The organism is Flavobacterium sp. ZT3R18 (assembly GCF_007097385.1).
Classification (GTDB): domain Bacteria; phylum Bacteroidota; class Bacteroidia; order Flavobacteriales; family Flavobacteriaceae; genus Flavobacterium.
On record NZ_VJZS01000001.1, the window covers coordinates 438,643 to 449,440 of the forward strand.

11 protein-coding genes and 2 tRNA genes are annotated in these 10,798 nt (G+C 32.2%); 6 read left to right on the forward strand and 7 right to left on the reverse strand.

The genetic code is table 11. The features are described 5' to 3' along the window. The first annotated feature begins 79 nt into the window (after positions 1-79). A complete protein-coding gene (locus FNW52_RS01895) occupies positions 80-1,138 on the forward strand; it encodes an FAD-binding oxidoreductase (protein WP_143375724.1) in 1,059 nt (352 codons plus the stop codon). A gap of 179 nt (positions 1,139-1,317) precedes the next feature. On the opposite strand, the gene FNW52_RS01900 is transcribed toward FNW52_RS01895, so the two are convergent. After that, entirely contained in the window at positions 1,318-1,692 is a 375-nt protein-coding gene (locus tag FNW52_RS01900) for a DUF983 domain-containing protein (protein ID WP_143375725.1), read from the reverse strand. A gap of 74 nt (positions 1,693-1,766) precedes the next feature. Here FNW52_RS01900 and FNW52_RS01905 point away from each other — a divergent pair, with 74 nt between their 5' ends. After that, positions 1,767-3,674 carry an ATP-binding cassette domain-containing protein gene (locus FNW52_RS01905; RefSeq protein ID WP_143375726.1) on the forward strand — a complete coding sequence of 636 codons (1,908 nt, stop codon included), beginning with the start codon at positions 1,767-1,769 and terminating at the stop codon, positions 3,672-3,674. Between the two features lie 81 nt (positions 3,675-3,755). Here the strand turns inward: FNW52_RS01905 and FNW52_RS01910 are convergent, their stop codons facing one another. After that, a complete protein-coding gene (locus FNW52_RS01910; RefSeq protein ID WP_143375727.1) occupies positions 3,756-4,904 on the reverse strand; it encodes an 8-amino-7-oxononanoate synthase in 1,149 nt (382 codons plus the stop codon). 119 nt (positions 4,905-5,023) lie between these two features. On the opposite strand from FNW52_RS01910, the gene FNW52_RS01915 reads away from it, so the two are divergent. Beyond that, positions 5,024-5,302, forward strand: coding sequence for a 4a-hydroxytetrahydrobiopterin dehydratase (locus tag FNW52_RS01915; protein WP_143375728.1), 279 nt, complete (start codon positions 5,024-5,026; stop codon positions 5,300-5,302). A gap of 65 nt (positions 5,303-5,367) precedes the next feature. Here FNW52_RS01915 and FNW52_RS01920 read toward each other — a convergent pair whose 3' ends face one another. Next, positions 5,368-5,850: a DUF1761 domain-containing protein gene (locus FNW52_RS01920; RefSeq protein ID WP_143375729.1), complete on the reverse strand. Its 483-nt coding sequence runs from the start codon at positions 5,848-5,850 to the stop codon at positions 5,368-5,370. Positions 5,851-6,037: 187 nt separating this feature from the next. Here FNW52_RS01920 and FNW52_RS01925 point away from each other — a divergent pair, with 187 nt between their 5' ends. The 3 genes from FNW52_RS01925 (at position 6,038) to FNW52_RS01935 (ending at position 8,633) form a co-directional block, all read left to right on the forward strand. Further along, positions 6,038-6,892 (forward strand): leucine-rich repeat domain-containing protein, encoded by an 855-nt coding sequence (locus tag FNW52_RS01925; RefSeq protein ID WP_143375730.1) that lies wholly within the window; start codon positions 6,038-6,040, stop codon positions 6,890-6,892. A 219-nt stretch (positions 6,893-7,111) separates the two neighbouring features. After that, the gene (locus tag FNW52_RS01930; protein ID WP_143375731.1) at positions 7,112-7,939 is read left to right on the forward strand and encodes a Two component regulator three Y domain protein; all 828 of its coding nucleotides are present in this window, start codon (positions 7,112-7,114) and stop codon (positions 7,937-7,939) included. Between the two features lie 388 nt (positions 7,940-8,327). Beyond that, entirely contained in the window at positions 8,328-8,633 is a 306-nt protein-coding gene (locus tag FNW52_RS01935; protein ID WP_143375732.1) for a hypothetical protein, read from the forward strand. Between the two features lie 82 nt (positions 8,634-8,715). On the opposite strand, the gene FNW52_RS01940 is transcribed toward FNW52_RS01935, so the two are convergent. The 4 genes from FNW52_RS01940 to FNW52_RS01955 form a co-directional block, all read right to left on the reverse strand. Beyond that, positions 8,716-9,183 (reverse strand): OsmC family protein, encoded by a 468-nt coding sequence (locus FNW52_RS01940; protein ID WP_143375733.1) that lies wholly within the window; start codon positions 9,181-9,183, stop codon positions 8,716-8,718. 254 nt (positions 9,184-9,437) lie between these two features. Next, entirely contained in the window at positions 9,438-10,379 is a 942-nt protein-coding gene (locus FNW52_RS01945) for a GyrI-like domain-containing protein (protein ID WP_143375734.1), read from the reverse strand. 236 nt (positions 10,380-10,615) lie between these two features. Continuing rightward, positions 10,616-10,688: transfer RNA gene (locus FNW52_RS01950), tRNA-Met, on the reverse strand. A 35-nt stretch (positions 10,689-10,723) separates the two neighbouring features. Next, positions 10,724-10,796: transfer RNA gene (locus FNW52_RS01955), tRNA-Met, on the reverse strand. Positions 10,797-10,798: the final 2 nt, after the last annotated feature.

Here is a 10,798-nt window from a genome sequence, read left to right on the forward strand (position 1 = left end):
TTCTAGCAAGAGTTTTTTTGTTTAATTGTTGTTTTCAATTTTAGAATAGTATTTTTCTAATGCTTTAAATTTTAATTTTATGGTTGATTATATTATTGTTGGTTCTGGTTTAGCAGGTATTTCTTTTTCTGAAATAGCTTTGAATAATAATAAAAGTATCGTTGTTTTTGATAATGAATCTCAGAATTCTTCTAAAATTGCGGGAGGATTATACAATCCCGTTATTTTAAAGCGATTTAGTGAAGTTTGGCAAGCTCAGGAGCAATTGATTTTAATGGATGATTTTTATTTGAACCTTAACAAAAAAATAGAGGGAAAGGTTAATTTTAAAATGCCTATTTTGAGGAAGTTCTTTTCTATTGAAGAGCAGAATAATTGGTTTGCCGCTTCGGATAAAGTTGCTTTAGCGCCTTTTTTATCCAATAATTTGATTTATAAAAAATTTGAGGGTATTGACGCTCCTTATGGTTATGGCGAAGTGTTACAAACAGGGTATGTTGACACCGCTTTGCTGTTGGATAAGTATAAAGAATATCTTTTATTGAATGATTTATTGAGGAAAGAAGCGTTTGATTATGAGGCTTTAATTTTTGAGGAGGATTGTGTTTGTTATAAAGATGTAAAGGCAAAACACATTATTTTTGCAGAAGGTTTTGGAATGCATGCTAATCCATTTTTTAAAAATTTACCTCTAGATGGTACAAAAGGGGAGCTTTTTATTATAAAAGCGCCACAATTAAATATAGATTGTGTTGTAAATACGAGTGTATTCATTTTGCCTCTAGGGAATGATTTGTTTAAAGTAGGCGCTACCTATAATTGGAAAGACAAAACAGATTTGCCAACGGAAGAAGGTAAAGCAGAATTGATTGAAAGGATAAAAGAAATTATTTTATGTGATTTCGAAATTATAGAACATTTTGCAGGGGTTCGCCCAACCGTTAGGGATAGGAGGCCGTTAGTAGGGACGCATTCAGAATACAATAGAATTCATATTCTGAACGGATTGGGAACTCGTGGTGTTATGCTAGGGCCAGCAATGGCAAAAGCATTGTTTGATAATATTGAAAATGATATTCCGCTGGATAATGAAATAAATATCCAAAGATTTACGAAAAAGGGTAAAGGGAAGTCTTAGTTTAATTATTGAGCTAGTTTTCAGTCTCAGTTTTCAGTCTCATAAGGATGTTTGTTTGAATGACATCCATAAAACAGATTTACTGGCTTGTAAGTAATAGTAAAGAAAAGATTTGTACTACTTTTTATGACTATGAAACTACGAGTGAAAACTGAAAACTGCGACTGAAAACTCCAATTTTATGCTTTAGGATCATAAGATACAAACATATTGATGTAAATGTTTCTGGACCATCTGAGTACTATTGGGAACAATACAATTAATGCTACAATAATAGCAATAAAAGAGGTTTTTATACTCGAATGAAAGATTAAATAGGAAACGATAAAAGCTGCAATTCCTACTGCAACATTCAATCCGTAACTAACATACATTGCGCCATAAAAGAAGGAAGGCTCAATTTGATATTTCAGTCCACAATGGTTACAATGTTCATTCATTTTAAGAACGGAGCCCAAATGTAACGGGTTTTTGTCTAAATACATACTCTCATTCTGACATTTAGGACAAGTTCCTGTTAAAATGCTATATAGTTTGGATCCTTTTTTTAACATTTGCAAAAAATTTATATTTTCTATATTTAGAAAAGACAAATTTACTAATTCACAAAGGAATAAAATAATAATACATGCTTAATATACACAATTTATCGGTTTCGTTTGGTGGTTCTTATTTGTTTGAAGAAGTAACCTTTCGTTTGGGTGCAGGAGACCGTGTTGGTCTCGTTGGAAAGAATGGTGCAGGAAAATCGACAATGCTTAAAATACTGGCTAAAGACTTTGCGCCAGATTCAGGGGTGATTTCTCAAGAGAAAGAAGTTCGTATGGGATTCCTTCGTCAGGATATTGATTTTGAACAAGGAAGAACAGTTCTGGAAGAAGCTTACGAAGCTTTTGTAGAAATCAAAATAGTAGAAAAAAAATTAGCGGATATTAATCATCAGTTGGTGACTCGTACAGATTATGAAAGTGATGAGTACAGTCAAATTATAGAAGATCTATCGGATTATACCCATCGTTTTGATTTATTAGGTGGTTATAATTATGTTGGTGATACAGAGAAAATCCTGCTTGGTCTTGGTTTTAAAAGAGAAGTTTTTGACAATCAAACCGAAACATTCTCAGGAGGTTGGAGAATGCGTATCGAGTTGGCTAAATTATTATTGCAAGCCAATGACGTTTTATTGCTGGATGAGCCTACCAATCACTTGGATATAGAAAGTATCATTTGGTTAGAAAGTTTTTTACGTAATTACCCAGGAGTTGTTGTCATCGTTTCGCACGATAAAATGTTCTTGGATAACGTTACCAATAGGACTATTGAAATATCTCTTGGTAAGGCATACGATTTTAATAAACCCTATTCTCAATATTTAGAGTTACGTCATGAGATTCGCGAGAAACAATTGGCTACTCAAAAAAATCAAGCCAAGAAGATTGAGGAAACGGAGAAACTAATTGAAAAATTCCGTGCCAAAGCTTCTAAAGCCTCGATGGCACAATCCTTAATCAAGAAATTAGATAAAGTAGAGCGAATTGAAGTAGATGAAGATGATAACTCGGTTATGAATATTACTTTTCCAGTTTCAAAAGAACCAGGAAGAGTGGTGGTTGAGGCCGAAAATGTCACCAAAAGTTATGGAGATAAAACGATCTTGAAAGATATCAATTTATTGGTGGAACGCGGCAGTAAAATTGCTTTCGTTGGACAAAATGGTCAAGGAAAATCTACTTTTATCAAAGCGATTGTTGACGAATTTGAATACCAAGGATCTATCAAATTGGGACATAATGTACAGTTGGGTTATTTTGCACAGAATCAAGCGGAATACTTAGACGGCGAAATTACGTTATTACAAACCATGGAAGATGCCGCAATGGATACCAATCGTATGAAAGTACGCGATATGCTGGGTTCTTTTCTGTTTCGTGGCGATGATGTCGAGAAAAAGGTTAAAGTGCTTTCTGGGGGAGAAAGAAACCGTCTGGCGCTCTGTAAATTATTGTTGCAGCCCATAAATGTTTTGCTAATGGATGAGCCTACCAATCACTTGGATATCAAATCTAAGAATGTTTTGAAAGCCGCTTTGCAAAAATTTGGTGGTACACTACTTCTGGTTTCTCACGATAGAGACTTCTTGCAAGGGATGTCCAATTTGGTTTATGAGTTCAAAGACCAGAAAATAAAAGAATATTTAGGGGATATCAATTATTTCTTGGAACAACGCAATATGGAAAATATGCGCGAAGTCGAGAAAAAGGATGCCCTGAAAGCAGCTGCTCCAAAAGAAAGCAATAAAGCTTCCTACGAAGAACAGAAAAAAGGGAAAGCCTTGCAGAATAAGTTGAGTAAAGTTGAAAGTCAGATTAAACAATTAGAAAAAGATATTCAGCAAGATGATAAAATGCTGGCTTCCAATTATGACAAACATATTGAGGATGCTAAATTCTTTACTGCCTACAATAAGAAAAAAGCCGAATTAGATAAGCTTCTTTTGGATTGGGAAGTGGTTCAGGAAGAGATAGATAATTTGTAGAGAGCATAGAGAATAGAATATAGAATATAGAATATAGAGAATAGAGTAATCTATATTCTATGCTCTATATTCTAAAATCTTCTATTTAAAGGGATTTCTTTCTTGCCAAACCACTGTAGGTTCTAAGTAAGGGAATATTCTATAAACGTGCTTGTTTATTTGTGGATTGCTATGTTCCATGAAGCCAAACATTTCAACAGGTTTTGCTCCTACCGAACTTTTAATTTCTAAGGCAGTTCTGGAAAATATGATTTCTTCAAAGCCTTTATTGATTGAATAGGCGATCATGTCATAAAGCATGTTGAGATAAAGCATCTTTTCTCGTTGTATGCTATCATCATATCCTAGAAAATAGGTGTCCATTGATTTTCCGTTTTTAATCAAGGTGTTGAAACCTATTAATTTTTGATCTAAGAAATAACCATAAAACAAAAAATTATCTTTTAATGTCTCTTTACAAATCCGAAAATGATTTTTGGTAAGGAAAAAAGTGTTGAAAGGGGCGTTTTTGGCAACATGAGCATACAACTCATAGATAGTTTCTTCGTATGCAATTATTTCCTCCAGATGCATCTTTCTTTTTTCGATACCGATTGCTTTTTTTCTGGCTCTCTTGTACTGATCTCTATATTTTTTTGATAACGAATCAATGTAATCTTGTTCTGTTTTCCAATGATTAGGAATACTAAAAGTCATATTGGGTTGTATGCAATACTGATAATTAGTCTTAAATTCTTCTATTTTGAAGCTTTTTAGAGTATTATGATGAAAATCTTTAAAAGTAGTAATATGTACTTTTTTACCAATGGATTTAAATTTATGTTGTAAGTCTTCAGTTGCTTTTTTTAAGGTTCTTATGGCTAGAATTGGATCCGTGTTTTCTGAAAGAACAAAGGCGTTTTGCCCCGTAAGCATATTGTTTCCTATAATTAAAACATGAGACGAAAATTTTCTTAAAATAAACTTCCGAATATGTGCTTTAACACATTGATCTCTATCCCCAAAAGATTCTAGTTTATTCAAATCCAAGAATTGAGAAACGGCAATACCTACTAAATCTTGATTTTGAAAAAGACCTATAAAATGACACGTCATGTTGGTGGGAGCCGATTTTTCTAAAATCTCAAGGTATTCTTTGGATAGAAAAATGTTTTTATGACCTAAATCATCCCAATTTTGAGGAAGTTGAGTGGTATGATCGTAAATTTCGTATGAAAAGGGTGTTTCCAATTTGGGTAGCTATATTTCACCAAATTTAGTAAAGGTTTTGAAATATTTACGTAGCTAATAAAGTTAATTTTTCATGGAATAGTTTAAATTTATCTAACTTTATAGGAAAAGAAAAAATCATGATAACCTATAATGAAAATTCAGCGGCTGCGTTATTGCTCAATTTGAAAGATTGGCAGTATAAAGAAAATGGAATAGAAAAGACTTTTAAATTTAAAGATTTTACACAAGCCCTTGGTTTTATTGTTCAAGTGGGTGTTTTGGCCGAAAAAATGAATCACCATCCAGAGTTGTTCAATGTGTATAATAAAGTAAACATTAGACTGACAACACATGATTCAGGAGGAGTAACGGATAAGGATTTTGAATTGGCTCAAAAAATTGAAAATTTATTTTAATAAAAAACCTTGTTTCATTGTAATAAAGAAACAAGGTTTTTTTAGGACGGGACATGTGCATTGTTTTAAACCCAACCACAAATAATACCGCCCATAATCATAAAGCAAACGATCCAGAAACCGCCTGTAACGAGAGTGTATTTGAAGCTTCTACGTTCGTACAATGAATTAGTTCCTATAACTGGAAGGACAAGTAGTAATCCTGTCAAGAATCCATGTAGAGCACCATGTTTGAATGTTCGGAAAGTGGTCCCGTAATCAGCCATGAAAGCTTTGTAGGAGGGTAAGGCTTCTGCAACATTGCCGCCAGTCATGCTGAAGGCACCCCATTGGTGAATAGTTAAAAACTGTAAAACGATTCCAATGAGAAAGGCGTAAATTACAGATATGCCAAAAATCAAGGACATATTGGCGCCTTTCATCTTTTCTTCGGTCATTCCTGATTCTTTCATCCAGATTGTTCCAAAAACTTTCGGATGATACCAAACAAATCCTACTACTAAAGTGCTTAAAGCAGCTACTAAAATTGCAATCCAATTCATTTCCATAATTAAGGTTTTAAGGTTAGAGTATCAAATGTAATTAATTTTTTGATACAGATTACAATTTACAAAACGTATTATTAGTATTAAAAAGACTATGAAAACATTTTTAAAATGTATTTCATCGATTATATTTGTATTTAAGTGATTTTTGTTGTTACTTTTGTAGTGTAGAATGTAAAAAATAAAGATTATGAAAAATATCGTTACATTATTTTTAACTGTTACTTTTTCGATTTCATTATTGGCTAATATATCTAATCAGGAAAAAAAGATTTTATTAAAGTTATATAAAGACACCAATGGAAGTCAATGGAAAGTGAAATGGGATTTGAATGCGCCTGTATCTACGTGGTATGGAGTGAGAATTCAAGATGACAAAGTGGTTGCAATTACTCTAATGAATAATAATTTAGTGGGTAAGTTGTCAGTTGAGATTGCTGATTTGGAGAATTTAGAAGAACTAAATTTATTTAAAAATCAGCTTTCTGGAGAAATACCTCAAAACGTTGGGGATTTGAAAAATTTAAAAGAGTTGAATCTATCGTTTAATAAGTTAACGGGATCAATACCGAATTCTATTTGTAAAATAGCCCATTTAAATAAAATGATACTTTTTATGAATAACTTATCTGGAGAGTTACCGATTCAAATTGGTGTTTTGAAAGAATTAGAAATAATTTCGGTATTCAATAATGATTTGTCGGGTCAAATTCCAGTTTCACTTTATGAGTTAAAGAATTTGAAGTGTTTAATGTTGAGCAGTAATAAATTTTCAGGAAAAATTAGTTGGGGCATTTCGAATATGGATTCATTAGAAAGTTTAAGCTTATTTGATAATAAATTTGAAGGTCAGATTCCTGTCAATATGGTAAAGTTAAAAAATCTAAAGAATATGAATATTTCTTATAATTCGTTTTCAGGATTGGTCCCTAAAGAAATGGCTAAGTTGGATGATTTTAATCTTACTATGGTTAATGAGTCTGGAATCGCTTTTCAGCTAGAAGTATCTAAAGGAGGAAGAGGTGTATTTGCAGCAGATGAATGATTTGCTATTGAAAGTTAGTTATGTAGATAGTTATTTGGATTAGTATCTTTTTTGTTTTGTTTTTGTTATTGAAATGCAATAATCTACTTATGGGTTGTTGCATTTTTTTGTCAGGTATGTAGTTGTTAAAATAGTTATTATGTTAATTTATCGATTTTATCTTGTTTCTTAGCGAACTTTTTAAGTATTTTTGGAGCAATAAATTTCTAATCTAAGTAAATGAATAAAAAAATTACTCTAATTCTTATTGTGTTGTTTTCGTTTTCTGTTGCTGCTAATGTGTCCCAACCGGAGAAAGAAGTTTTGATGAAATTGTATCAAACGACCAATGGTAATAAATGGATCAAAAAATGGGACATGTCATTGCCGATGTCACAATGGTATGGCGTAAAAGTGGTCGATGATAAAGTGGTTTCTGTGAATTTAAAAAACAATAACTTAACAGGGCGTATTCCTGTTGAGATTACTACATTGTTAAATTTGCAAGAGCTGAATTTGAGTGAAAATTTATTAAATGGAGAAGTACCGGCTAATATAGGAAATTTGCAATCTTTGCTTGTTTTGGATCTTTCGTCCAATAAATTAACCGGGAATATTCCGGTTTCGATTTGCAAGATTAAAAGTTTAAAATCGATTATTCTGGATAGAAATATATTATCCGGTGAGTTGCCTCAGCAATTGGGGAATCTATTGGAGTTGCAAATGTTGTCTTTGTATGAAAACTCATTTTATGGACAATTACCAGATTCTGTGTATGGACTTAAATCTTTGAAATCAATGATTTTGTATAGCAATAAATTTACTGGAATATTAAGTTCTGCGATAGTGAATTTGCAGAATTTAGAAAATATAAACTTGTTTGATAATGATTTTAAAGGTCGGGTGCCTTTGGAGTTAGAAAAATTACCAAATTTAAAAAAGTTGAATTTATCCTATAATTTATTTTCCGGGCTGGTTTCGAATAAGTTGTCATTATTAGATAAATTGAATATGACCATGCGAAATGAAATGGGAAATGTGGTTTCGTTATCTGTGATAAAAGGATAGAAGAAAAATATAGATTATAGAGCGATTGATGTTTTATATGTAAAGAGAGTTCTTTGTTTTATACATTTAGTTAGAATACCCTGTAACTTCATACATTACAGGGTTTTTCGTTTTTATATAAAATCGGGATTGTATTTTAGAGTCTTTTTTTGATCAAAATCTTCTTTCCGAGTTACAAGTATTCGCTTTGGTTTACCGAAGAATTTATGAAAGTTTTAGAATCTTAAATGAGTTCGAAACCATTTTATTAATTAGCTTTGTTATTAATGAATAATTTAAGGGCTGTTATTAGACCGGTTTCCTTTTTTATAACTTTAATATAGGATTCAACGAATGTGAAAGTTGAGGCTATGAATTTTAATTTAACCACATTTTAATATTAAGTAGTATGGTAGTACAGTATCAAGGGGAACAAAACGGAATTCCGACAACATTTACTATAAAAATTAACGGAGACAATCTATCAAAAAGTAGTTCAAATTATCAAATTGATTTATTGGTAGGGGATAAGCAATTGCCTGTTTTTACGACGTTAATTCACCAGAGTTTGTCTAATTGTTTAAAAGAAATTTACTTGTTTAGAAAATACAATGGTATCAGGTTTGATTCCTCTTCAGAAGAAGTAGTGTCTAAAGTAGTTCTTTATGATTTGGCTTTATACAACCATAATAAGAATGCTTTGTTTATGGTGTAGATTATTTGTTTTTAAAGGATAAAAAAAGACTGTTCAATGTTGAGCAGTCTTTTTTTTATAAGATTAATGTAATCTTCTCTAATCAAACCCTGCTCTCCGAGTTATGCTTCACGGGGAAATTCACGGAATTGGCAATAAAACACAGTTGATTGGCTTCTTTATGCAATTCATTAGCTTTGGCTAAAAGAGTTTCCTCTGTGATGGTTACAATAGGATTTAAGGTTACTTCAATAAATTGTCCAGAACCATCATTGTTTACCAACATAATCCCAGTAGCATTGTCTATATAATCGGTGACCACTATTCCGGCTTTGACACAAACGTGTAAATAAGACATCATATGACAGGCCGAAAGTGAAGCCAATAATAAATCTTCGGGATTGTGAACGGTCTTGTCTCCGTGAAAAGTAGGATCAGCAGAACCTGATAAAGTAGTTTTTCCTTCTATTAAGATTTCATGATTCCGGTCATAAGCCCGATAACCTGAAGTTCCGGTTCCTTTATTTCCTGTCCACTTTAGCGTTAGTTTGTAGTTGTGATTGGGATGCATTTGGTGTTGAATTTTTTTAGGGGCGATAAATATTTTAAAATCTAATTTATGATAATCACTTGCTAATAATTGTCTTTTAAATTCAAAAGTTTAGAGTTTTTTATTTAAAAAATAGAGTTCTATTATTATAACTTCAATTTTACGACAAAGCCAATTTTTGTAAATGGGAAAAAGAATATAAACGATAATTTCATCAATCTTATGTTTTATGGATTATTAGATGTTCTGATATATTTCTATACATGCCAGAATTATTAAAGCAATTTAATAGGCACATAAATATCAATAATATGAAGATTTTCAGGATGTGATTTAGGATCATTTAAATGACTTAAAAAGAAATTTCTGTTATCAGGCTGATATCCGTTTTCTTCAAACCAAACCTCATAGATATAGTTCCAAGTTTTAAAGCATTCAGACATAGGAGCTTCTTTATGAAAAATGGCATACAATCCTCCGCTTATTGTTGTATTCCCTATCAATCCTTCTCCAACTATTTTGTCAGGAACAGACAAACAAGCATCAGCTTGAAGCATTCCAGTTATATTAGCATTGCTTCTATAAACCGTCAGTGCTTTGGTTTCAGGAAAATTAATTAAATTCCTTGGAGACGCCCAACTAAATAGCTTTTCGAACATCTTCTCAAATGTATCGCTATCATGCCTGTGAATATTGAGATTTCGGACATAGATAACATTAAACTCTTCAAGTTTTTTGATTTCAAAATCAAGTTTCATTGTTTTACTCATCTTATTATTTTTTAAATTATTTAATTTGAGTGCAAGGTAATCTTGGATTTTGTCCTGCATTTGTCCAATATTGCTATCCGTTATACCAATATTGCTACTTTTAAATGACTTGCGCCATTCAGTAGGTGTGACGCCTTTTGCTTCGCGGAAACTTCTTGAAAAAGATGAAATACTTAGAAAGCCACAATCAATAGAAATTTCATTAATGGTTTTTGATGGATTATTCATTAAGAAAAAAAGAGCCTTTTCAATTTTTGCATTCTTAATAAACTCATTTAGGGTTATTCCTGTTACTGATTTAAAAATCCTATGATAATGAAATTTAGAGAAACTGGAAAGAGAAGCAAGCTTTTCTAAAGAAAGTTCTTCATTAAGATTTTCTTTAATATAATCAATGCTTTTATTGATTCTAAAGTAATATTCTTTGATGGACTCTTCCTTTTTCATGCTGACTTTTATTGCAATTTTCTCTGCTAATATATAACTATTATAATTTCCGGAAAATCCCAATATTTAGAGAAGAGTTTATTTGTAAATCCAAAGTAGGGCTATAACCTTTTTTTGAAGTTCTTTTTAAAAACGTTATGTGGGAAAAGCTATAGTAGCACTTGTTTAGGGAGGTAGTGTAAAACCTTGATTTTAGGGTATAAAAAAAGAGAACTCAAATAAGTTCTCTTTCTTAGTAGCGGGAACAGGACTCGAACCTGTGACCTTCGGGTTATGAGCCCGACGAGCTGCCTACTGCTCTATCCCGCGATGTGCGTTTTGTATTCTCAATAAGGCTACCTTAGTAGCGGGAACAGGACTCGAACCTGTGACCTTCGGGTTATGAGCCCGACGAGCTGCCTACTGCTCTATCCCGCGTT

Excerpts from the sequence above, each read along its gene's own strand:
- FNW52_RS01895 (WP_143375724.1), top strand. The coding sequence starts at position 80 with ATGGTTGATTATATTATTGTTGGTTCTGGTTTAGCAGGTATTTCTTTT.
- FNW52_RS01900 (WP_143375725.1), bottom strand. The coding sequence starts at position 1,692 with ATGTTAAAAAAAGGATCCAAACTATATAGCATTTTAACAGGAACTTGT.
- FNW52_RS01905 (WP_143375726.1), top strand. The coding sequence starts at position 1,767 with ATGCTTAATATACACAATTTATCGGTTTCGTTTGGTGGTTCTTATTTG.
- FNW52_RS01915 (WP_143375728.1), top strand. The coding sequence starts at position 5,024 with ATGATAACCTATAATGAAAATTCAGCGGCTGCGTTATTGCTCAATTTG.
- FNW52_RS01920 (WP_143375729.1), bottom strand. The coding sequence starts at position 5,850 with ATGGAAATGAATTGGATTGCAATTTTAGTAGCTGCTTTAAGCACTTTA.
- FNW52_RS01925 (WP_143375730.1), top strand. The coding sequence starts at position 6,038 with ATGAAAAATATCGTTACATTATTTTTAACTGTTACTTTTTCGATTTCA.
- FNW52_RS01930 (WP_143375731.1), top strand. The coding sequence starts at position 7,112 with ATGAATAAAAAAATTACTCTAATTCTTATTGTGTTGTTTTCGTTTTCT.
- FNW52_RS01935 (WP_143375732.1), top strand. The coding sequence starts at position 8,328 with ATGGTAGTACAGTATCAAGGGGAACAAAACGGAATTCCGACAACATTT.
- FNW52_RS01940 (WP_143375733.1), bottom strand. The coding sequence starts at position 9,183 with ATGCATCCCAATCACAACTACAAACTAACGCTAAAGTGGACAGGAAAT.
- FNW52_RS01945 (WP_143375734.1), bottom strand. The coding sequence starts at position 10,379 with ATGAAAAAGGAAGAGTCCATCAAAGAATATTACTTTAGAATCAATAAA.